Annotated in this window: 14 protein-coding genes; 9 read left to right on the top strand and 5 right to left on the bottom strand. The window is 73.5% G+C overall.

What is annotated here, in order from left to right; translation table 11 throughout:
• Nucleotides 1–267: 267 nt before the first annotated feature.
• Nucleotides 268–3,876, top strand: a complete 3,609-nt coding sequence (locus WMF20_RS20630; RefSeq protein WP_437616120.1) for a kelch repeat-containing protein — start codon at nucleotides 268–270, stop codon at nucleotides 3,874–3,876.
• 176 nt (nucleotides 3,877–4,052) lie between these two features.
• Here the strand turns inward: WMF20_RS20630 and WMF20_RS20625 are convergent, their stop codons facing one another.
• From WMF20_RS20625 to WMF20_RS20615, 3 genes are all read right to left on the bottom strand, one after another.
• Nucleotides 4,053–5,924: a PEGA domain-containing protein gene (locus tag WMF20_RS20625; RefSeq protein ID WP_437616118.1), complete on the bottom strand. Its 1,872-nt coding sequence runs from the start codon at nucleotides 5,922–5,924 to the stop codon at nucleotides 4,053–4,055.
• 36 nt (nucleotides 5,925–5,960) lie between these two features.
• On the bottom strand, nucleotides 5,961–7,778 hold the full coding sequence (locus WMF20_RS20620) for a serine/threonine protein kinase (RefSeq protein ID WP_437616116.1): 1,818 nt from the start codon (nucleotides 7,776–7,778) through the stop codon (nucleotides 5,961–5,963).
• A 399-nt stretch (nucleotides 7,779–8,177) separates the two neighbouring features.
• Nucleotides 8,178–9,092, bottom strand: a complete 915-nt coding sequence (locus WMF20_RS20615; RefSeq protein WP_437616114.1) for a hypothetical protein — start codon at nucleotides 9,090–9,092, stop codon at nucleotides 8,178–8,180.
• A gap of 770 nt (nucleotides 9,093–9,862) precedes the next feature.
• Here WMF20_RS20615 and WMF20_RS20610 point away from each other — a divergent pair.
• Entirely contained in the window at nucleotides 9,863–10,846 is a 984-nt protein-coding gene (locus WMF20_RS20610) for an aldo/keto reductase (protein WP_437616112.1), read from the top strand.
• 33 nt (nucleotides 10,847–10,879) lie between these two features.
• On the opposite strand, the gene WMF20_RS20605 is transcribed toward WMF20_RS20610, so the two are convergent.
• Nucleotides 10,880–12,211, bottom strand: a complete 1,332-nt coding sequence (locus tag WMF20_RS20605) for an SUMF1/EgtB/PvdO family nonheme iron enzyme (RefSeq protein WP_437616110.1) — start codon at nucleotides 12,209–12,211, stop codon at nucleotides 10,880–10,882.
• 129 nt (nucleotides 12,212–12,340) lie between these two features.
• On the opposite strand from WMF20_RS20605, the gene WMF20_RS20600 reads away from it, so the two are divergent.
• From WMF20_RS20600 to WMF20_RS20570, 7 genes are all read left to right on the top strand, one after another.
• Nucleotides 12,341–13,936 carry a metallophosphoesterase family protein gene (locus WMF20_RS20600; protein ID WP_437616108.1) on the top strand — a complete coding sequence of 532 codons (1,596 nt, stop codon included), beginning with the start codon at nucleotides 12,341–12,343 and terminating at the stop codon, nucleotides 13,934–13,936.
• Between the two features lie 60 nt (nucleotides 13,937–13,996).
• Nucleotides 13,997–14,209, top strand: coding sequence for a zinc-binding dehydrogenase (locus WMF20_RS20595; RefSeq protein WP_437616106.1), 213 nt, complete (start codon nucleotides 13,997–13,999; stop codon nucleotides 14,207–14,209).
• Between the two features lie 342 nt (nucleotides 14,210–14,551).
• Nucleotides 14,552–15,778, top strand: a complete 1,227-nt coding sequence (locus WMF20_RS20590; protein WP_437616104.1) for a vWA domain-containing protein — start codon at nucleotides 14,552–14,554, stop codon at nucleotides 15,776–15,778.
• Between the two features lie 115 nt (nucleotides 15,779–15,893).
• On the top strand, nucleotides 15,894–17,186 hold the full coding sequence (locus WMF20_RS20585) for a BMP family lipoprotein (protein WP_437616102.1): 1,293 nt from the start codon (nucleotides 15,894–15,896) through the stop codon (nucleotides 17,184–17,186).
• A gap of 20 nt (nucleotides 17,187–17,206) precedes the next feature.
• A complete protein-coding gene (locus WMF20_RS20580) occupies nucleotides 17,207–18,769 on the top strand; it encodes an ABC transporter ATP-binding protein (RefSeq protein WP_437616100.1) in 1,563 nt (520 codons plus the stop codon).
• Nucleotides 18,766–19,947 (top strand): ABC transporter permease, encoded by a 1,182-nt coding sequence (locus WMF20_RS20575; protein WP_437616098.1) that lies wholly within the window; start codon nucleotides 18,766–18,768, stop codon nucleotides 19,945–19,947. Before WMF20_RS20580 ends, WMF20_RS20575 begins: the two co-directional genes overlap by 4 nt.
• The gene (locus tag WMF20_RS20570) at nucleotides 19,947–20,972 is read left to right on the top strand and encodes an ABC transporter permease (RefSeq protein WP_437616096.1); all 1,026 of its coding nucleotides are present in this window, start codon (nucleotides 19,947–19,949) and stop codon (nucleotides 20,970–20,972) included. The genes WMF20_RS20575 and WMF20_RS20570 overlap by 1 nt, the downstream gene beginning before the upstream one ends.
• Here WMF20_RS20570 and WMF20_RS20565 read toward each other — a convergent pair.
• Nucleotides 20,957–22,225 (bottom strand): DNRLRE domain-containing protein, encoded by a 1,269-nt coding sequence (locus WMF20_RS20565; RefSeq protein ID WP_437616094.1) that lies wholly within the window; start codon nucleotides 22,223–22,225, stop codon nucleotides 20,957–20,959. The two genes, WMF20_RS20570 and WMF20_RS20565, sit on opposite strands and share 16 nt — an antisense overlap.
• Between the last annotated feature and the right edge of the window lie 28 nt (nucleotides 22,226–22,253).

The following is a 22,253-nucleotide window of genomic DNA, read 5'->3' as shown; positions in this document are numbered from 1 at the left end:
GCGCCGTACACGACAGCGCCCCCGTAAGCCTACCCAGTTTCGCCCTCCTCCTGGGGAGGTTTTCCATCGCCGCGCGCTCGACGAGCCGGCGATCGCCCGCCGCCGCCCGCCCCCGGTCGGAGGAGCCCCCTCGCAGCCCCCGCCGCCCCGGCAACGCGCTGCCTCCTATTCGGCTGCGGGCCACCTTCTGTTAGGATGGCCCAGATCCGCCACCTCACGTCGCGCGCGCCGCGCCGACCACGGAACGACCCCTTGCGAAACCACCGCGTGCTGCGACTCGGCTTCAGGCTGCGAACGGCTGCGCTGCTCTCTGCGTGCGCCATTCTCCCCCAGGTCCTCGGCTGCTCCGACGAGGGCGCCTCGCGGCGCTCCCCCGCGCCAGGCGCTGCGTCGCCTCAGGCGGCGTCGCCCGGAGCGCGCGCCCGCATCGCCGCGATCCGCGCGCGCTTCGCCGACACCATCTCACCCAGCCCCGTCAAGACGGTCGCGCGGACCCCGGCCGGCGCCCTGCGCGCCGCAAAGCCGGAGGCCGACGCTGCGTCCGTCGAGCTCCCGGCGCGCGCCGCCGGTCCGGTGCGCCTCGCCGACGGCGCGTCCCGTGTGTCGATCGCCTTCTCCCTCACCGACGCCGCCGACGTGCCCGCGGCTGTCGACGGCGGCCTCGTCCTCTACGCGGGCGCGCTGCGCGAGGGGGGCGCCGCCCGCGACGTCCTGCACCGCGTCCTCCCGCACGGGACCGAGGACTTCATCGTCTTCGAGCAGGAGCCAGCGCGCAAGGAGCTCCGCTACCGCGTCGATGTCACCGCCGTCTCGGGCCTCCGCCTCGTCGAGCGCACGCTCGAGTTCCTCGACGCCGGCGGCTCGCCCCGCCTGCGCGTCGCACCTCCCTACCTCGTCGACGCGACCGGCGCGCGCCTTCCAGCTTCGCTCTCCGTCGAGGGCTGCGCTGTTGACACGAGCCCTCGCGCCCCGTGGGGCCGGCCGGTCACGCCCCCGGGCGCGCCGGCGTGCACCGTGATCGTGGGATGGCAGCCCGCCGGCGTTCGCTACCCGGCGCTCCTCGACCCGCAGTGGACTGCCACGGCGAGCCAGATGATCACGCCGCGCACCCGTCACACCGCGACCGTGATCGACCCGGCGAACCCCGCGAGCCCCGTGCTCATCGCCGGCGGCTTCGACGCGTCTGGCGGCGCGCTGGCGACGGCGGAGCTGTACTTCCCCCTCGACCGCACGTTCGCGAGCACCGACGCGATGGACGTCGCGCGCGGCGCCCACACCGCCACGGGGGTCACGAAGCTCGCCCCGCCGACGCCGTCGGATCCTGCGCCCCCGCCGCCGGCGGTCGTCGTCGTGGGTGGCAGCAGCCAGCGTACGAGCGGCACGCCGATCGCCGCCGTCGAGGTCTACAACCCGACCACCGGCCAGTTCGTCAGGGACTCGGTGGCCTCGCTGGGCCGGTTCGACCATTCGGCCACCCTCCTCGATCCAGGCGTGGTCCTCGTTGCGGGCGGCCTCGCGGATCCGCTCAACCAGCCTACAAGCACCGCCTCCCTCTACACCTTCACTTCCTTCGGACCGAGCGGCGGCGCGCCCATCTCGAGCACGCTCGTCCCCGTCGGCGGCATGGCGACCTCGCGCCATGCCCACACGGCTGTCCGCTTGAAGGCCGGAAACGTCCTCATCGCGGGCGGCTTCGTCCTCTCGGGCGCCGCGCTCACCTCGGCCGAGATCTTCGACGAGGACACGCGGGCTTTCCAGCCGATCTCCGTCCTATCGCCGCCTGGGATGACGATGAGGGCGCAGATGAGCGCCCTCCGCGGCTTCCACACGGCGACGCTCATCGATCGCACGGAGACGCTGGGCGGTGAGGCGGCGACGTTGCTCGATTCAGGCGAGGTGCTCCTCGTCGGCGGCACCACACGGCTCTCTGGAGGCGCTTACACCAGCACCATCGACATCTATCACGATGGCGTGGCCGATCCGACCAAGCGAGGCTTCGAGCTCCAGAGCACGCCGATCCCGATGAAGAGCGCGCGCGCCTACCATACGGCGAGCCTTCTGCCAACGGGAGACGTCCTCATCGCCGGCGGGTTCGACGGCACGACCTCGCTCGCGAGCGCCGAGATCTATGATCCGCTGACCAGGGCGTTCACCCTCCTCAGCCCCCCGAACGGTTCGCCCGCTCAGGAGGCTCGTCGGGAGCACGCCGCCGTCGTCGTCAACGCCGGCGCCGACCGCGCGGCAGGGCGAGCCGTGCTCGTCGCGGGTGGCATCGGGGCCACGAGCGCGCAGCCGCTCGCCAGCGCCCAGCTGCTCATCAAGGCCAACGGCGAGCCGTGCGCGCGCGATCAAGAGTGCGCGTCAGGGCACTGCTCCGATACGGAGAAGGTCTGCTGCGACCGAGCGTGCACCGGCGTGTGCACCTCGTGCACCCAGGAGGGCAAGGCGGACGGCAGTCCGAGCGGCACCTGCGGTCCTACGAAATATGGGATCAAGCTCCCCGTCGCTTGCCTCAACGAGATCGAGGTGCACACCCAGTGCGACGGCGCGGGGAACGTGATCGCCCACGAGGCCACGAGGGACTGCAAGCCGGGCCGCTGCGGGCGTGACAACGTCTGCATCTCCTATTGCTTCAACGATTGCGAATGCTCCGAGACCGGCTGGTGCAATGCGGAGGCGGGAGATCCGGGCACCTGCGATGTGGGCAGCACCTCGTCGGCTGGCGCGGGGGGCGCCGGTGGAGGGGGAGGCGCTGCTGGTTCGGGCGGTACGGGCGCAGGTGGTGCGGGTGGCGCAGGTGGTGCGGGTGGCGCAGCTGCCGGCTCGGGCGGCGCCGCTGCCGGCTCGGGCGGCGCCGCTGCCGGCTCGGGCGGCGCCGCTGCCGGCTCGGGCGGCGCAGCTGCCGGCTCGGGCGGCGCCGCTGCCGGCTCGGGCAGTGCCGCTGCCGGGTCGGGCGATGCTGCTGCCGGATCAGGGGGCTCCGCTGATGGATCGGGTGGCTCTGACACCGGCTCGGGGGGCGCGCCCCCCGGCTCGGGCCTCTGCGTCGATCGGCTCGCCAACGGCGCAAAGTGCACCCGGGATCGCCAGTGCGACTCTGGCCACTGCGTAGACGGTTTCTGCTGTGAATCCCTTTGCGAAGGCCAGTGCCAGGCGTGCAACGTGGTGAACAACGTCGGCAAGTGCACGCCCGTCGGGACGCCTGTCGACCACGAAGCCCCGCACCCCAACGAAGGCGGCACTTTCCGGCGCGAGGCCTGCCCCGGCGAGGGGGCGTGTGCCGGTTACTGCGGCGGCGCTATCGATGCCGAGTGCATGTTCCCAGTGGAAGGGGCGGTCGCGAGGACCTCCACGTGCTCCTGCCCGGACGAGGGTTGCGCCGTCGGCCCCGCGACGCTCACCCGCTTCTTCTGCGGTAAAAAAGGCAAAGAGCAGGATCCCGTGACCGAACGTTGCGGCGGGTTCAAGTGCGCGGACGAGACCGCCTGCAAGACCTCGTGCGCCTCCGACGCCGACTGCATCCAGGACTTCATCTGCCAGGACGGCGTCTGCGCCGACCTCAAGGAAGTCGGACCGAGCTGCGACGGCGAGCACACGCTCCGAGCCGCCGGCGCCGACACGGATTGTACCCCGTACAGCTGCCCTCCGGGCGGCAGCGCCTGCGCCTCCCCGTGCAGATCGGTTGCCGACTGCGTCGACGGCTCCGTGTGCAACCTCGCGGGCGAGTGTGTCTCGCCGATCGAGCCGTTGGAAATCCCCTCCTGCTCCTGCCGTATCGTCGGGGCCTCTACCGGGAACAACACCGCACGAGTCTCGGTCCTGCTCGCCGCCGCCGCGGCGGTGGCCGGGCTTCGCCGCCGACGGCGCGGCCGGTAGGCGTTCCAGCCTGCACGCTCCCGGCTCTTCGCAGGTGCCCAGCGCGCACCGCGGAGGCCGGGCGCAGGTGCAGCGCGATGAGGCCAAGCCTCCAGCCGCACCTTGTCAGGCACACGCCGCGCTGAGTGCCGAATCGTGACGGCATCCAGCGGACCGGCGCATCGGCGCCGAGCTCCTCAGAACTGGTATCGCAGGTTCGCCCCGGGCGAGATCATCAAGATGAAGTCCCCCATGAGCGACTCGGCGTCGTAGGTGGCGATCCCGTCGCTCGCCGCCGCCAGCTCGATCGTCCTATCCCACTTCGGCTTGCTGAGGCCGATCAGGAGCAGCAGCTTCAGGCTGCCGGACACCTCCCACCGCTCTCCGAGCCGCAGGCCGAGCCGCGCTTCAGGATCCGCGTAGAAGTAGGTCGCCGAGGCAAAGTCGACCACCGGGAACGTGTTGAACCACTCCCCGCCCGTCGTCCTGAACCTGCCGGTCCGCTCGTCGCGGACCTCGCCCACGAGCACCCCGGCGCCCAGCCGGAGCAGCGCCGGCAAGTCCTCGCCGAAGTGGTATCCGAACGTCGCGCCGGCCAGGAAGCCGCCCAGGCGGAGCGTGTCGCTCGCCGTGCCGTCGAGCGGATCCCGGTAGCCGACCGGCCTGAGCGTCGCCGAGCGTCCGTCGAGCTTCTGCGCCGCGAACAGGCCGCCGAGCTCGATCCCGACGCCGATCCCCGAGCCGAGCTCGTAACCCCCGTGGATCATGCCGAGCCCGCCGAGGCCGAGCGAGATCGAGCAGCCCGCATCGCAGCCGTCCGTGATCTCGCCGCCCAGCGTCGGCGCCAGCAGGAACGACGCGCTCACGTCGAGCGTGATCTTCGGCGGCTTGCGCCAGATATCCGCGTCCTCGTCGCGCTCGAGCCGCATGTCGAGGCTCTGGCGCTGGCCCTTCTGCAGCGTCACCGTGCGCGTCCCGGTGACGAACCCGTCGGCCTTCACCTCGACCCGGTGCGTGCCGGCCCTGAGCCGGCCGAGCCAGACGCCGTTGCCCACGTTGACCGAGTTGATCCACACGCTCGCGCCGGGCGGCGTGGGGTCGACCCGCAGCGACGCGTCGAGATCCTCGGCGAGCAGCGACAGCGTCGTGAGCTCCTGCGGCTTCACGGGCGCCGCCGTCGGCTGCGTCCCGAGCTTCCCCGCGCCGCGCAGCGCCACCATGTGGTCGCCGACCGACAGCGCGCCGATCCACGGGGTCTGCCCCACGACGACGTTGTCGACGAGCACGTCGACCGTCTTGCCGGCGCGCTCCACCACGCGCAGCCGGCCCGAGCGCGTCAGCCTGCGGAGCTTCGCGTTCACCGTGACGGTCTGCCCCCCGGCGACGTCGACGCGCGTCTCCACCGGCTCGTAGCCTTCCTTGAAGACGCGGACGACGTGCGGGCCCGCCGCCACGCGGATCGGCTTGACGGGCGGGTACTGCCCGCGCTCCTCGCCGCTCACCACGATGGACGCCCCGGGCTCCGCGTTCGTGATGTCGAGCGTCCCCACGAGCGCCCGCAGCTCGGCGATCTCCCGCTGCGCGGCCGCGCGCTCGGCGGCCGACATGGTGAAATCGCGGAGGAAGGTCTCGAACATCTCGAGCGCCTCGTCGTACCGCTGGAGCTTGCGCAGCGCGATCGCGGCGTTGTTCGTGGCCACGCGCGTCGGGAAGAGCTTGCGCGAGAGGAGGAACTCCGCGAGCGCAGGGCCCCACGCCTCCTCGCGCAGCAGCGTGAGCCCCTTCTCGAAGTGGAGCCGCGCCACCTGCCGGTCCGTCTCGGAGACGGGCGCCTCCTCGGCCGGCACCGCGGCGCCCGTGGCCGGCGCGGCGCCCTCCCTCGCCGGCGTGGCGGCCTCCTTGACCGGCGCGGCGGCCTCCTTGGCTGGCGGCGCCGGCTGCGCGAGCGCCGGTCCCGCGGCGACCGCGACCGCGACCGCGGCCGAGAGCGCTCGCAGCCGCGGCGCTGCGCGGGGGCGCCGCGCGAGGGAGAGAGGACGAGAACCGCCGCGCCGCGTACGCAGATCCATTCGATCGAGCACCGTACTCAGCCTGTCGTTCCGCTGCTACTTTCCGAACTCGTCGGTGTTGTCGATGATCCCCTTGGGGGTCGTCGGCGCCGGAGCCGGCGCCGGCGCCGGCGGCGCGGCGGAGGCGCCCTTCGCCGGAGGCGCCGGGGCGCCCTTCGCCGGGGTCGGCGCGAGCTCGATCTTGAGCGGCCGCGCGCCGCTGGTGGTCACGATCACGTCGGTCACCGCCTCGTTCGCCCCCTTGAACACGCGCACCCTGTGCTCGCTCCCGAGCGGCCCGGTGATCTCGAGGATCCCGTTCCTGGTGGTCGTGCGCACGCCTTCGACCTCGACCGAGGCGTCGGACGGCAGGATGACCACCTGAACGCGCCTGGGCTGCGGCTCGGCCGCGTCGGCCTCCGACGTCCCCGTCGCGGCCGGCGCCGGCGTCGGCGCGGGGGGCGGCGCCGGGGTGGCCGCCGCCGGCGGGAGCACCTCGGGGATCGCCGACGCCGCCGCCGGCGCGGCGGGCTCGGGCGATCGGTCGCTGACGAAGTACACGCCGGCCGCGATGCCCGCGGCGAGCAGCGCGGCGCCGGCCACGACCGGCACCCGCGAGGCGCCGGGCTGCGTGCCGCGATGCGACTGCGTGAGCGCCCCGGTGGTCGCGGCGCCGGCGTGGTTGGCGGCCGGCGCGATCGCGCCGTGTGGCCCGCTCGGGTTCGGGGGCGGCGCGAACGACGGGTACCCTCCGCCGCGGTGCTCGCTCGGGACCGCGGGGTACCCTCCGCTCTGGTAGGCGGGCGACGCGGCGGCGTACGCGCCGCTCTGGTTCGCGGGCGAGGCCGCGAGCGCCGGGTACCCTCCGCTCTGGTTGGCGGGCGACGTGGCGGCGTACGCGCCGCTCTGGTTCGCGGGCGGGGCGTTGCCGTTCATCGAGAGCCGCGGCGCGGACTGCCTGCGCACCGCGTCCGGCAGCGGCACGAGCATGCTCTCGTGGATGCCCCAGCCGTAGGGGAGCAGCGGCCGGATGGCGCCGAACATCTCCTGCGCGCTCTGGTAGCGCTGCCCGGGCGCCTGCAGCAGGCAGCGGTGCACGATCGCCGCCACCTCCGGCGGCACCCACGGCGCGAAGTCCTGCACCGGCGGCGGGGGATCCGAGCAGATGGCGATGATGAGCTCGCCGAGCGCGGTGATGTGATGGTACGGCGTCCGCCCGGTGAGCGCCTGGTAGAGCACGGCGCCGAGCGACCAGATGTCGGTGCGGTGATCGATCTCCCTTTGCCCGCGCGCCTGCTCGGGCGACATGTAGAGCGGCGAGCCGATGAGGTTCCCGGTGCGCGTGAGGTCGGCGCCCTCGGTCTCGTTCGCCCGGTCCATCTTGACCTTGGCGATGCCGAAATCGAGCAGCTTGACGAGGATCTCGCCGGCGTCGCGCCGCGAGAGGAACAGGTTGTGCGGCTTGATGTCGCGGTGGACGACGCTCGCCTCGTGCGCCTTCTGGAGCCCGAGGCACGACTGCGCGACGATGCGCAGCGCGAGGTCGGGCGCGAGGGGCCCGACGCGCTTGATGAGCTGGTTGACGTCCTCGCCGGCGAGGTACTCCATCGCGAGGAAGGGCAGCTTCGAGTCGCGGTCGACGCCGGCGTCGAGCACCTGGGTGATGTGCTGCGTGTCGATCGCGCCCGCCGCGCGCGCCTCGCGCTGGAAGCGGCTGACCACCTTCGGATCGCGGGTGAGATCGGCCGAGCTGATCACCTTCACGGCGCAGCGGCGGCCGGTCCCCGTGTGCTCGGCCTCGTAGACCGACCCCATGGCGCCCTCGCCGAGCAGCTTGCGTATCTGATACTTGCCGTCGATGATCGTGCCGATCACAGCGTTCCGGCCACTCTAAGGGATCGCGCACGGGGGGGCAATGTCCGCGAGCGCGCGCCGGCTCGCGGCCCAGCCCGTCGCGGATGCGCGTACAGTCTCGCGGGACACGCCGCGCTCCCGAGGGGGCGCGGACCTGGAGCGGGGCGCGGCCCGGCCGCGCCCGTCAGGTCGCGCCGGCGGCCCACCCGCCGCCGTCGCGTCCCGGCGTCGCCGGCCGCCTGGGGCGGGTGGGCCCCAGGCGGCCGCGGGGATGTCTGTGAGAGGGCGAGCGTCGGAGGGCCGATGCCCGATCGGCCATCGAGGTCGAGCGACTCGCGCTCTCCCGTGCCCCGCGCGCCTGCGGAGGCGCGTCCTCAGGCGGTCGCGAGCGCCGCTCTGGTCGCGTGCGCGTGCGCGGCGCTAGCAGCCGAAGCCCGAGCCCCCGCCCCCGCCCCAGCCCCAATTGTTGTTTCCTCCGCAGCAGGGGCGGTGGGGGAAGCAGGGGCAGAAGCGGTTGGAGAAGGGCGGGCGGCAGTTATTGAACGTGTTGAAACCATCGCGAGGGAAGTCGTTGAAGCCGTTGAAGCCGTCGAAGCCGTCGAAGCCGTCGAAGCAATGATGGGGGAAGCGGCAGCAGTCACGGAAGCGGTCGCAGTCGCGGAAGCGGTCGTCGATGAAGAAGTTGTTGTTGATGATGTTGATGAAGTTGGGGCAGCAGCCGAAGCCGCCGAAGCCGCCGAAGCCGCCGAAGCGCGAGCCCACGGCGCCGAAGCCGGGCGCGCCGAAGCCCGGCACGCCGAGGCCGAGGCCCGGCACGCCGACGCCCGGCAGGCCGGCGCCCGGCAGGCCGGCGCCCGGCAGGCCGGCGCCCGGCAGGCCCGGCGCGCCGACGCCCGGCACACCCATGGGCCCCTGGCCGATCGGCGCCTGGCCGACCTGGCCAATCGGCGCCTGGCCGACCTGGCCGATCGGCGCCTGGCCGATCTGGCCGATCGGCGCCTGGCCGAGATCGGCGGGCCCCTGCATGCCGATCGGCGCCTGGCCAAGATCGGCGGGCCCCTGCACGCCGAGCGGCGCCTGCTGCCCGAGCCCCCCCTTGCTCGGACCGAGCCCCCCCTTGCTCGGACCGAGCGGCGCCTTGATCGGCGCCTGCTGGAACCCGCCCCGCGCGTCGTCGTCGGCCTCGAGCGCCTCGGCGGTCGAATCCACCTGCCCGACCTCGTCGAGACCGGCCTCGTCGAGCTCCACGTCGCTCACCGAGTCGACGGCGCACCCCGTGCCCAGCGCCGCCATCACCACCGCGAGTCCCAGCACCTTGCCATGAATCGAGAGCATGTGTTGTCCTCCTCAATATCCCGTGATGGCCGGAAGGCCCGCGCCATCTTGGGCTCATCGAAGAGCAGGCTGTGTGCCTCATCGCTCGTGTGCAGACACTGCCGCTGCTCGCTCGCGCCGCCGGCCTCGCCGCGCCCGCGAAAAGGCATTCTCTGGATCAGCGCCGGCGCTGGTTTCCCGGGTTCTCCTCGCGAAGACCGGCGGGACGGCCACCGCGCGGCGGGCCTATCGCGCGCGGGCCGCGCGCGTCCGCTGGAGATGACGAACTCACCGCTTCCGCGGCCGTCGCTCGCGCGGCGCGCAAACACCTCTCTCTCTCTCGTTCGAGCAGATCACGTGCGCTCCCGCCCGCGCCGCGGCCGTCGTGAACGAGAGCGGCGGCGCAGGTCCGGCGGCGCGAGGGCGGCCGGCGCGCGCCGCGTCCCGTGCCGATCGTCTGACCCGGCCAGAAAACGCCCGCGCCGCAGCGGAGGCCCGGCCCCCTGCGCCTCACCTGCTCAGGATGCGCCGTTTGTGACCAACGAAGGCAGGACGCGAATCGATCGACTCGGGCCGTAACCATCCGCCTCCGTCACCGCGGCTCCGCGGTGGGCGCTCGAACTCTGCAGCTCCGCCGTGCGCGCTCGAGTCCGCCGCGCCAGAGCAAACCTGCGCCCGTAGACCACCAGATGCGTGCAAGTGGGCTCATGTGAGTGGGCCTGTGTTGCGGGGAGCCGGACGGCCGTTTACGTGCGGTCAGCGGGTTGGTAGAACTTTTCTCCGGAGGACGCATGAGCGACGAGCCGAGCGAGACGGAAGGGACCGACGCGGGTCGCCGCGGGGGGCTGCGCGCGGCCGCCACGACCGCCGGGGCCATCGCGACCGGCGCCGCCGGGGGCGCGCCGTCCGCGGCGCCCGCGGCCCCTCGAGGCGCCGCGGCGGCGCCGCCCCGCACGCTCGGGCGGACCGGCGCGCAGGTGGAGCCGGTGTCGCTCGGCGGAGAGGGGATCCTCCGGACCACCGGCCGGCATCGCGAGGCGGTGCCGGTCATCCTGGAGGCGCTGCGCCTCGGGGTCAGGTATTGCGATACCGCGCCTGCGTACCAGCAGAGCCAGGACTACTATGGTGAGGCCTTCCGCGCCGCCGGGCCGAGGGCGCGCGAGCAGGTCTTCCTCGCCTCCAAGACGCACGCGCGCGATCGCGACGGCGCGCTCAGGCTGCTCGACGACAGCCTGCGCCGCCTCGGGACAGACCACCTCGATCTGTGGCAGTTGCACGATTTGCGCGAACTGGACGAGCTCGACGCCATCTTCGGCAAGGGGGGCGCGATCGAGGCCGTGGAGCAGGCCAGGGCGGACGGCCGCGTGCGCCACGTGGGGATCACCGGGCACCACGACCCGCAGATCCTCGTCGAGGCGATGCGGCGCTATCCGGTCGACACCGTGCTGTGCGCGATCAACCCCGCGGATCCGGCGCGGCTCCCGTTCCTGACGACGGTGGTCGAGGAGGCGCGGCGGCGCGGCGTCGGCGTCATCGGCATGAAGATCATGGCCGCGGGCCGCCTGCTCCAGGATCGCGCAGCGAGCCCGAGCGAGCTCATCCGCTATGCGGCGAGCCACGCCGACACGGTGATCATCGGCTGCTCCTCGATCGCCGAGGTGCGCGAGAACCTCGGCGCGAGATCCCTTCCCTTCCCCATGCCGCCCGCCGAGCGGGCCGCGCTGGAGGCGCGCGTCGCGCCGCGCGCCGGCCGCTACGACTCCTTCAAGGCCTGATCTCCGCCAAGGCCAGATCTCCGCCCCTCCGCCTCATCGCTCCTTCACCGCAGCCGCCGCCGCTTCCTCGGCCAACGCCGGCGCCGCGGCGGTCGACCCGCTCGGGGCCGCTCTCGGCTCGATGTCGTTGCAGCAGCGGAAACCCAGGTGGTAGTTCGCGTGGCTGCTCTTGCTCATGAGCCGCGTTGCGTGCCAGTCGGGCGCGCGCCACCTGCAGTCGTCGGCGTGGACCTCCATCGACGAGAACGCGAACCAGCTGCCCTTCATCTCGGTGAAGCCCCGGTCGCCGCGCCGCGCGAGCTCGTCGGGCAGGATGGGCAGGCTCATGTGCTCGGCGACGTTGCCGTGCAGATCGAAGACCCCGAGGCGGCTCCGGCACGCGGGGAAGGCGCCGGCCGGATACGTGTTGGAGCCGCAGCGGTCCCACCCGCCGCCCGGGCAGCCCGGCGTGCGGGCGCTCCCCGTGCCGCAGAGCGCGTGGTTCTTCTCGGGACCGTAGCTCCACACCTTCTCGCGAAGGAGGTTGTGATGCCAGCTCGCCTCGTTCCGGGGCCTCTCCCACTCGTACTCGACGTCGGGCTCCCTCAGGGCGCCGGCGCACGCCCCTTCCCACTCGTGCGCATCGCAGATCCGTTTCCCGATCGCCCTGCAGAGGAGCGCCGCTTCGCGCGCCCGGACGTGCACGACCGGATACTCGCAGGGGATGTTCGGGAACTCGAGCTGATCGATGCAGACCGGCGCGCTCTCCGCGGTCTGCCCGCGCGTAGGATCGAAGAGCGGCACCATCCCCGGCGCGCCGCAGGCCGGCTCGCGCGCCGGCGCGACGCCCGCGAGCTCCCGGGCGCGGCGGCACTCGGATCGCGACATCGGGTGATGCGATAGCGCCGGGTTGCCCTGGCCGAGCACCGGCGACGCCGCGAAGATCGCCTCGACCTCCCGCATCGCCTCGTCGGAGAGCGCGAGCTCGCGTCGCATCCGCGCGAACAGCCGGAGGCGCTGCTCCTCCAGCGTGTCCGGCTCGACGTCCTCGTCGTCCCTCGCGGGCGCCGCGCGCCCCGGCGGCGCGGCCGACGCGGCGAGCGCGCGCTCCTGCAGCGCGCCTGCGATGAGCGGCGCCGCGGCCCGCGCCGCGGGCGCGTTCGCGTGCGCCGCGGTCTCCACGGCGGCGGCCGCGCCGAGCGCGCCCGCGCCGAGCGCGCCCGCGGCGGCGAGCGCCGCGATCGAGCCGTCGCCGCGCGCGCCGCGCGCCGGCGCGCGCGGCGCAGGCGCGGCGCGCAGGCCTGTCGAGAGCGCCGACGGCGGATCGCTCGGCGCGGACGGTCGCGGCGCGGAGGCCGGGTCGTTTGGCGTCTCGGGGCAGGACATCGGTGGGACAGCTCGCGCTTACTGCTACGGACATCCATCCATTTCGGCAACTTTCAGGGCGCGCGCGGCCGCCGGCCCACCCGAGCGGCTGCTTGACGGTCCTGCCCGGGGCACGTCAAATGAGGCATCGTGCGAAGGGCGGCCCTCCGAATTCTCTACCTGGCGCTCCTGCCGGTGCTCGTCCTGTCCGCGCTGCTCGTCGCCCCCGCCGTGGTCGTCTCGCGCATCGCGAGCCGCGGCCGCGTGTGGCGGCCGGAGACGTGGAAGAAGATCTCCTACGGGAGCCGCTATTTCCGCTCGTCGTTCCGGGGGCGGCTCGGCGAGGTCGTCGACGTCATCGACGTCGTCCGCGATCGCCTGATCCTGCTGTTTCTCGTCCTCGCCGCGATCTGTCTCGCCGGCGGGCTCATCGCGCATCTGCTCGAGATCGGGGTCCCGAGCTGGGTCACTGCGTGGCTGGACGGCTCGATCCTCTCGTCCATCGGGTCCGATCTCGCGTGGTTCCCTGCGGGCGGCAGCGTCTCCTTCGGCGGCGGCGCGGCGTTCGTCCTCGCCGGCTGCATCGCGCTCGCGCTGCTCGCGCTCGGGCTCTCGCTGTATGCCTGGCTCGCGTTCGCCCTCGGCGAGGCGACCCGGGTGATCCTGCGGTATGGCGGCGCGGCGACGCTGTTCCCCGACCCTGGGGACGCGATCCCCGGCGGCCGGCTCGTGCTCTGCCAGCTCTCCGATCTGCACCTCACCGCGGGCGGCCGCGAGCCGTACGAGATCGAGGAGGGCTCGGCCGCGTGGCCCGAGGGGGTCGCTCGCCCCGACACCGCCGAGCTGACCGGCCGTCTCCGGCGGCTCGTCGCGGAGATCGCGGCCATGAAGCCGCCGCTCGTCGCGCTGACGGGCGACATGACCGATCTCGGGGAAGAGGCGCAGTGGGCCGAGCTCGAGGCGGCGCTCTCCGGCATCCCGGCCTCATCGCAGGTGCTCATGGTGCCTGGCAACCACGATATCGCGATCAACGTCGGCACGTCGCCCGACCCGTACCTCAAGAAGCGGGCGGAGCGCGAGCAGCGCTTCATCGAGGTGCTCACGCGGGTCGAGCGCGGCCGCTTCCAGCCCCCCTTGCACATCCCCGCCCGCAAGCGGGCGCGGCGCCGGCTGCGCGCGATCGCCGGCCTGTATCCGCGGCGGCTCGATCTCGAGGGGGGAATCCGGATCTTCGGGCTCAACTCGAACCGTTACCGCTCGCGGTTCGTGGGGTCGAACGCGATCGGGCAGATCGGCGGCGGCCAGCTCCGGCGCCTGGCCCGCGCGCTCCGGCGGGGCTCCGGCCCGGTCATCGTGCTCTTGCACCACCACGTGGCGCGCCTCGCGGGGCCGATCTCGCTCAACGACACGTTCATGATCGCGATGGATGGCCCGCGCCTGCTCGAGATCCTCGCGGCGTACCAGCAGAAGAACCCCAAGAAGAACAGCGCGCTCGTGCTGCACGGGCACAAGCACCTCGCGTTCTTCGGCCACTACCGCTCGAAGAGCGGCGGTCGCGTCAGCGTCTACGCGCACCCCTCGTCGACGCTCGGCCACGAGACGGACGGCCACCTCGACGGCGTCGCCCGGTTCGCGGCGGTCCGGCTGACGGACGAGGGCATCTGGCGGGTCGAGACGCACCCGCTCCGCCCCGCGCGCGCCGCCGTCGAGGCGCCCCCGGCGGCCGCCGAGGCGACGGTGTCCTGAGAGCACGGCACGCAGCAAGAGGAGAGACCGCAAGGGCGCAAGAGGCGCAAGGGGACAGAGATGGAGTTCTATTCTTCTCCTCCCCCTGCGTCCCTTGCGCCCTTGCGGTCCTCTTCCCATGAATCGGTTCTCATCGAACGGCTGAACCGCCTTGTCGCGTCCGGCCCCTTCCACGTCGAGATCGCCCGCCGATTCCCCCTGGCCCAGGCCGCCGAAGCCCACCTCGCCCTCGGCCGTCACCACCTCGGCAAGCTCGCCCTCCAGGTGCATTGAGCCGATAGCGCCGCGCGCGGGAGCGCGGCGCTCCGGGCCCCCCTCCCCCCTCCCCCCTCCCCCCTCCCCCGCACCCCGGCGCCGCGCAGCCGCGGGCGTGAGACACGCGACCACAATCCAAGGAATGCTGTGCCGCGGTGGTCCCATTGCCGCGCCTCAATGCCGTGGAGCATCATTTCGCGGTCAGACGTCGGCCGGCAGGTAGCTGCGTCAGCTATGCTGTATGGACCGCGGGATCTCGAAGCGAGCTTCGCGGCCGCGTTTCCCTTGAATGTGTCACGCACCATCGACGGCTCCGCGCGTCAACCTGCGCCCGGACCGCGCTCATGGAGGATCCAGCTCATGAAATTGCCCACGAAGACCATTGTGTTGCTGACAGTGGGTGCGATCGGTGTCGCATGTGGGAGCAATGGCGCCGGCGACAGCGGCGGGAGCTCGCAGTCCGGCCCCGGAACTGGGAGCGCGACCACGAGCGGCGGCCCGGGCGAAGGGGGCGCGGGCCAAGGGGGCGCGGGCCAAGGGGGCCTGCCGGGGTTCGGCGGCGATCTCGGGCCGGGGGGCCCGGGCAGCGGCGGCTCCTCGGGCGAGGGCGGGGCGTGCGCCACCCAGAGCGCCGAGGCCGATCTCGAGCCCGTCTACCTGGCCTTCGCGTTCGACGTGTCCGGCAGCATGGGCATGGGCGACGCCCCCTGGCACGACAAGTCGCTCAAATGGGATCCCGTCGTCGCGGCGACGAAGCAGTTCTTCTCGGACCCCCTGTCCGAGGGGCTCAACGCCTCGCTCCGGTTCTTCCCGAGCGAGGGCGATACCGAGACGAAATGCGACGCGGACACCTACAGGACGCCGGAGGTGCCGATGACGCCGCTGCCCTCGCCCGCCTTCGCCGCGGCGATCGACGCCATCACGCCCGAGGTCGCCAACGACTGGCGCGGCGGCACGCCCACGCTGTTCGTGATGCAAGGGACGATCTCGTACGTCGAGGCGCAGCGGGACACCACGCCGGGGAGATATGCGATCGTCCTCGTCACGGACGGTTATCCGCAGGGGTGCGGCTCGCGGTACAACAAGATCTCGCTCGTGGCGGACGAGGCCTCGAGCGCGCTCTCGAACGGCATCCCCACGTACGTCATCGGGGTCGCCAACCCGCCCCTCGCGGGCGCGCCGGAGACCGTCAGGGACATGGACGATGTCGCCGTGGCGGGCGGCACCGACCACGCCTACCTGATCGACACCGGCAACCCCGCGGCGACCTCGGCCGCCTTCAAGGCCGCCATCGACGCGATCCGCGGCGCGGCGGTCTCCTGCACGGTCGACATCCCGCCCGCGCCCGACGGGAGGACCTTCGACGCGCAGAAGGTCCGCGTGACGTACACGAGCGGCGACGGCGACCCGACCGCGCTCGCGTACGACCAGGAGTGCGCGGCCGAAGGCGCCTGGCGCTACGACAGCCCCGAGAATCCGAGCCAGATCGTGCTCTGCGACAGCACCTGCGCCACGATCCAGGCGGACCCGCGGGCGGCCCTCGGGGTCGACTTCACCTGCGAGGACGTGATCACGATCCCCCAGTGATCCGCGGCCGGCGACGGCCCCTCCGCCCCGCGCGCCGCGCGCTCCGGCGGCGCGGCCCGCCGACACCGCCGCAGGTCCTTGACACCCTGCGGCAATCCCGCCCACGATGGATCGGGTGATCCCCCGCACGCCGAAGTCGCCCGCGGCATTCGCGGCCCCCCGCGCCTCCACCCGCTCCGCCGTCGCCGTCGCGCTGTCGCTGCTCGCCGGCGCGTGCCAGAGCTCGTCGACGAGCACGAGCCCGCCTGCGGAGAAGACCGCCGCCTCCGCCGCGGCCGCGGGGAGCGCGTCGGCCGCCGCGCCGGCCGCCCAATACAAGGTGGGCATGATCCTGGTCGGCCCCTACAACGACAAGGGGTGGAACCAGGCCCATTACGACGGCCTCCGGTCGGTCCTCGCCAAGATGCCCGACGTCGGCTTCGAGTATGTCGACAAGGTCAATCCGGCCGATCGCCCCAACGTGAAGGGCTCCCAGGTCGCGGACGACCTCATCTCCCGCGGCGCCAAGCTCGTCGTCTACAACTCCGACGATTACAAGGACGACGCCCTCGAGACCGCGCGCAAGCACCCGCAGATCACCGTCCTCCACGTCTCCGGCGATTACGCCTGGAAGGATGGCAAGAACCACAAGCCCCAGCCCAACCTGGGCAACATCATGGGCCGCATCGAGGCCGCCAAGCACATCTCCGGGTGCGCCGCCGCGCTCGGCACCGAGACCGGCAAGATCGGGTATCTCGGCCCGCTCGTGAACGACGAGACCCGCCGGCTCGTCACCGCCGCGTACCTCGGCGCGCGGTACTGCTGGGAGAAGTACCAGAAGAAGAAGCCGGAGGAGCTCACCTTCAAGGTCGCGTGGATCGGCTTCTGGTTCAACATCCCGGGCGTCACCCTCGACCCCACCAAGGTGGCCGACGACTTCTACAGCAGCGGCTTCGACGTGCTCCTGACCGGGCTCGACACGCCCGAGGCCGCGCTGCAGGCCAAGAAGGCGAGCGGCGCCGGCAAGAAGGTCAAGTACGTCCATTACGACCACAAGGCCGGCTGCGACCTGGCGCCCGACATCTGCCTCGGCGTCGCCTACTACAACTGGGCGCCGCTCTACCGCGACGCCATCGAGAAGGTGCGCGCGGGCAAGTACACGAGCGAGTTCGTCTGGGAAGGCCCGGACTTCCGCGATCTCAACGGCGACGCCTCGGTCGTCGGCTTCCTGCCGGGCAACGCGTTGGGCGAGCGCAAGGCGCAGCTCGGCGCGTTCGTCCTGACGCTCGCCAATGGGCTCGACCTCTGGAAGGGGCCGCTCAAGTTCCAGGACGGCACCGACTTCCTGAAGGACGGCGAGGCCGCGACGCCCCAGCAGATCTGGTATCTGCCGCAGCTGGTCCAGGGGATCACCGGGCCGAGCAAGTAGCCGCCTCGGGGCGGTCGTCCATGCGGATCGAGATCGAGCGCGTCGCCAAGCGGTTCGGCCCGGTCAGGGCCAACGACGACGTGTCGCTGACGATCCGGGCGGGCGCCGTCCACGGCCTGCTCGGCGAGAACGGCGCCGGCAAGAGCACGCTGCTCCGCATCCTCGGCGGGCTCCTCCGCCCGGACGCCGGCCGCCTGCTCTTCGACGGCCGTCCGGTGGCGCTCGCCAGCCCGGCCGACGCCCTCGCCGCCGGCGTCGGCGTGCTCCACCAGGAGCCGCTCGACTTCCCTCCCCTCACCGTCCTGGAGAGCTTCCTCGTCGCCCGCCCTCGCCCCGCCGCCGCGGCCGGCGGCGCGCCCTCCCCCGCGCCGCCCTCGCGCCGCGCCGCGGGCGTCTTCCTCCCCCGCCGCGCGGCGCGCGACGAGCTGCTCGCGCTCGCGGCGCGGTTCGGCTTCTCCGTCGACCCGGACGAGCAGGTCGGGCGGCTCACCCTCGGGGAGCGCCAGCAGATCGAGCTCCTGCGGCTCCTCTCGCTGGGCGTCCGCGCGCTCCTCCTGGACGAGCCCACGACGGGGATCTCCGGCGCGCAGCAGGACGCCCTCTTCTCCGCGCTCCGGCGGCTCAAGCAGGACGGCAAGGCGATCGTGCTCGTCTCGCACAAGCTCTCGGACGTCGAGGCGCTCTGCGATCGCGTGACCGTGCTGCGGCAGGGCAAGGTGGCCGGCGAGGCGGAGATGCCGGCCGGCGCCGAGCGCCTCGTCGCCCTGATGTTCGGCGAGGCGCTCGCGCCCCCGGAGCGGCCCCCGACGGCCGGCGACGGCGTCGCGCTCGCCCTCGACGACGTCGGCGTCGGCGATCACCGCCTCGACCTGCGGCTCCCCCGCCTCGCCGTGCGCCGCGGCGAGGTGCTCGGGCTCGCGGGCCTCGAGGGGAGCGGCCAGCGCCTCCTGCTGCGCGCCTGCGCCGGGCTGCTCCGGGTGCGGCAGGGCCGCGTCGCCATCGGCGGGGCCGACCTGACCGGCCGCCCCTACCCGGCCTTCCTGCGCGCCGGCGTGGGCTACCTGCCCGCGGACCGCCGGCGGGAGGGGCTCATCGCGGGCCTCTCCCTCGAGGAGCACGTCGCGCTGCGCGCCCCCCGGCCGGGGGTGTTCCTCCGCCCGCGCGAGATCCGCCGCGCCGCCGAGCGGGTCATCGAGGCGTTCCGGATCCGCGGTCGGCCCGAGACCCGGGTCGAGGCGCTCTCCGGCGGCAACCAGCAGCGCACCCAGCTCGCGCTCCTCCCCGCGGGCCTCGCGCTGCTGCTCCTGGAGCAGCCGACCCGGGGGCTCGACCTCGCGTCGGCGCGGTGGGTCTGGGAGCAGCTCCTCGCGCGGTGCCGGGCCGGGACGGCGCTCGTGTTCGCGTCGTCCGAGCTCGACGAGCTCATGCGCTACAGCGACCGGGTCCTCGTGTTCAGCGGCGGGCGCGTCTCGCGGCCCGTCGACGCGGCCGACCTCACCCTGGACCGGCTCGGCCGGATGATCGGCGGCGAGCTCGACGAGCCCGCCCCGGCCCCGGCCGCGCCCGCGGGGGCCGGCCCATGAGCCCCGGTCCGCCCGCCACGAGCCCTGGTCCGCCCGCCACGAGCCCCGGTCCGCCCGCCATGAGCCCCGGCCCGGCCGGCGGCTCGGGCCCCGGGCCGGCCGGCGGATCCGGCTCCGGCGCGCGGCCGGCGTGGCCGCGCGGCGTCGCCGCCCGCCTGGCGCCGCTCGCGCCGCTCGCCCTCGCGCTCGCGCTCGTCGCGGGGCTGTGCGCGCTCCTGGGCGCCTCGCCGGCGGCGGTGGCCGCGGGCCTGTGGGAGGGCGCGTTCGGCACCGCGGATCAGGCCGCGCGGGTGCTCGCCACCCTGGCGCCGCTGCTCCTCTGCGGCAGCGGCCTCCTGTTCACGTTCCGCGCCGGCCTGTACCACCTCGGGGTCGAGGGGCAGCTCGTCATCGGCGCCGTCTGCGCCACCGGCGCCTCGCGCGCGCTCTGGCCGGGCCTCCCCGCGGGGCTCGTCGTCGCGCTCTCGATCGCCGCGGGCGCGCTCGGCGGGGCGCTCTGGGGCGCGCTCACGGGCGCGCTGCACACGCGCGCCCGGGTGAGCGAGATCTTCGCGGGCCTCGGCATGAACTTCGTCGCCCAGGGGGCGGTCCTCTACCTCGTCTTCGGCCCGTGGAAGCGCCCTGGCGTCGCGTCGATGGCCGGCACCGAGCCGCTCGACGGCGCGCTCCGGCTCTCCACGCTGGGCGGCACCGACCTGAGCCCGGCCGCGCTCCTGCTCGCGGCGCTCGCGCTCGTCGGCGCGGCGGTGGTGCTCGGGCGGACCCACTTCGGGCTCCGGCTGCGCGCGGTGGGGCTGAGCCCGGAGGCCGCGGCGGTGCTCGGCGTCCCGGCGGCGCGGGAGATGCTCGCCGCGTTCGCGATCTCGGGCGCGCTCGCCGGCGTCGCCGGCGCGCTGCAGGTGCTCGGCACGTTCCACCGGCTCCTCCCGAACGTCTCGAGCAACCTCGGCTTCCTGGCGCTGCTCGTGGTGATGCTCGCGGGCCGGCGCGCGGCGCTCGTCGCGCCGATCGCCCTGTTCTTCAGCGCGCTCAACGTCGGCAGCCTGAAGCTCCCGATGACGCTCGGCCTGGAGTCCTCGCTCGCGGGCGTGCTCCAGGGTGCGCTCGTCCTGCTCGCGCTGCTGTCGCCCTGGAGCGCGCGCGGGGCGCGCGGCGGCGGCCGGCCGGAGGGGGCCTGATGGACGACGGCGGCGGCGAGCTCCTCTCGCTCCTCGCGACCGCGCTCGCGGCCTCGACGCCGCTCGTGGTCGCGGCGGTCGGCGAGACGATCGCCGAGCGGGCCGGGGTCATCAACCTCTCCGCGGAGGGCTCGATGATGCTCTCGGCGATGGTGGGCTTCGCGGCCGCGCTGACGACCGGCAGCGTCCTCGTCGGCTTCGCCGCCGCGGCCGCGACCGGGGCGCTCGTCGCGCTCGTCGTGGCGATCGGCGGGATCTTCCTGCGCCGCTCGCAGATCGCGGTCGGCTTCGTGCTGGCGATGCTCTGCGCGGATCTCTCGTCGGTGCTCGGCGGCCCGTTCGTGCGGGTGCCCGGCCCGACGGTCCCGGCGCTGTCGATCCCGGTGCTCGGGGACGTGCCGATCCTCGGCCCGCTGTTCTTCCGGAGCGATCCGGTGGTGTACGCGAGCTACCTGCTCGTCGCCTGCGCCTGGGTGTTCCTGTACCGCACGCGCGCGGGGCTGCTGGTCCGGGCCGTGGGCGAGCAGCCCGCGGCGGCGCACGCCCGCGGGGCGCGCGTGGCCCGGGTGCGCACCGCGGCGACGCTCGTCGGCGGCGCGCTCGTGGGGATCGGCGGCGCGGCGTACTCGCTCGACTTCAAGGCGGGCTGGAGCCACCGCCACACGGCCGGCTACGGCTGGATCGCGCTGGCGATCGTGATCTTCGGCGGCTTTCATCCGGTGCGGGCGGCGCTCGGCGCGTGCCTGTTCGGCGTGCTCTCGTCGATGGCGAGCCTCGGCCAGGGCGCGCTGCCGTCGGTGCCGACGCAGGTCTTCAGCGTGGCGCCGTTCGCGCTGATGATCGTGGTCCTGGGGCTCACCTCGAGCGGGCTCCTGGAACGCCTCGGCGCGCTCCTGCCCGACGCGGCGCGCCGCCCGCTCCTGCGCGCGTTCGACGCGACGCCCCCCGCGGCGCTCGGGAGGCCCTACCCGGCGGAGGACGGCGCGGAGGAGGCGCCGCGCGGCGCGGATCAGGGCGCGAAATAGCAGACCTCGAGCCAGGGGCGGTCCTCCTCGAGGGGGTGGTCGCTCGAGCGGTACGACGTGCGCCCGGTCGGATCCTCCTCGACGAGGAAGCCGTGGTTCGGCGCCGTGCCGTCGACCCACGCCTGGACGAGGCCGGTCAGATCGGCGCTCATATCGTACGGTCCGACCCAGGTGAGGTGGCTCTCGACGTCCGCGTCGTAGCTCGCGGCGAAGTTGTTCCAGGTGACGGCGTCCTCGCTCCAGGGCGCGGTGACGCGGTGGATTCGAACGCTCTCGTCGCCAGGGCCGTAGGCGGCCACGCCGAAGTCGGCCGACGTGATGGTGGCGCCGGCGGGGATGCCGTCGAGCCCGAACCGGTAGAGCGCTTGCTTGCGGAAGCCGTGGGCGTTGCCCGACGCGTTGTAGGGGACGCGGCCGTCGTTGTAGTCGGGGAACGCTTCCCAGATATCGGCGTCCGCGACCTCGCCGAAGGAGCCTCGCTGCAGGGTGACGCAGGCGTGAGCGCACGCGTCCCCGTGGCCGTCGCCGTCGCTGTCGGCCTGGTCCGGATTGGCGGCGGCGGGGCAGTTGTCGCAGGCGTCGCCGATGCCGTCGCCGTCGCTGTCGGTCTGGCTCGGGTTGGCGGCGGAGGCGCAGTTGTCGGTCGCGTCGCAGACGGCGTCGCGGTCGCGGTCGCCGCGCGGACAGGGGTCGCAGGCGTCGCCGATCCCGTCGGCGTCCTCGTCGGCCTGATCCGGGTTGTACGTGACGGGGCAGTTGTCGCAGCCCCTGCCCAGGCCTGGCGCGATGCCGTCCCTGTCCTGGCTCCCGAGCGACGTCAGCCCGACGCCGTAGCCGTCGCAGACGTCGCGATCCGCGCACGGGATCGGGCCGCGCTCCGCGTCGTACAGGCACAGGTACGACGAGCCTTCGGTCGAATCGACGTGGATGCGCGCGAAGCCGACGAGCAAGCCCTGGCCTTTGTCGATGTCGACCCGGACATCGTTGCAGGTGTTCGGATCGTAGAGGGCCAGCACCTCGGGCTCGGTGAACGCCCTCTGGAGCGTCTCTGTGCGGCATTCGCACCCGTTCTCGCTCGGGACCGTGTCGAGGAGGACCCCGTTCAGGTACAGCGAGAACTCGGCGTTGCCGCAATCGGCGTGGTTGATGACGAACGTGATCGCGGTCGTCGCCCCGAACGCCGTCCCGGGGAGCGCAGCGAGCACGAGGAGGGAGAGGCAAGCGCGCGCGGCGCTTGTACGTATGTATCGCATGATTCACCTTATATTCCTCCTTCGCACG

Origin of the sequence: Sorangium sp. So ce834, assembly GCF_051521425.1 — a bacterium.
Lineage (GTDB): Bacteria > Myxococcota_A > Polyangia > Polyangiales > Polyangiaceae > Sorangium > Sorangium cellulosum_D.
This window is presented reverse-complemented; position numbering and strand designations above follow the sequence as displayed.

Coding starts and splice junctions, on each gene's coding strand:
- WMF20_RS20580 (WP_437616100.1), top strand. CDS start 17,207: ATGCGGATCGAGATCGAGCGCGTCGCCAAGCGGTTCGGCCCGGTCAGG.
- WMF20_RS20565 (WP_437616094.1), bottom strand. CDS start 22,225: ATGCGATACATACGTACAAGCGCCGCGCGCGCTTGCCTCTCCCTCCTC.
- WMF20_RS20595 (WP_437616106.1), top strand. CDS start 13,997: ATGGAGTTCTATTCTTCTCCTCCCCCTGCGTCCCTTGCGCCCTTGCGG.
- WMF20_RS20575 (WP_437616098.1), top strand. CDS start 18,766: ATGAGCCCCGGTCCGCCCGCCACGAGCCCTGGTCCGCCCGCCACGAGC.
- WMF20_RS20590 (WP_437616104.1), top strand. CDS start 14,552: ATGAAATTGCCCACGAAGACCATTGTGTTGCTGACAGTGGGTGCGATC.
- WMF20_RS20605 (WP_437616110.1), bottom strand. CDS start 12,211: ATGTCCTGCCCCGAGACGCCAAACGACCCGGCCTCCGCGCCGCGACCG.
- WMF20_RS20570 (WP_437616096.1), top strand. CDS start 19,947: ATGGACGACGGCGGCGGCGAGCTCCTCTCGCTCCTCGCGACCGCGCTC.
- WMF20_RS20610 (WP_437616112.1), top strand. CDS start 9,863: ATGAGCGACGAGCCGAGCGAGACGGAAGGGACCGACGCGGGTCGCCGC.
- WMF20_RS20625 (WP_437616118.1), bottom strand. CDS start 5,924: ATGGATCTGCGTACGCGGCGCGGCGGTTCTCGTCCTCTCTCCCTCGCG.
- WMF20_RS20615 (WP_437616114.1), bottom strand. CDS start 9,092: ATGCTCTCGATTCATGGCAAGGTGCTGGGACTCGCGGTGGTGATGGCG.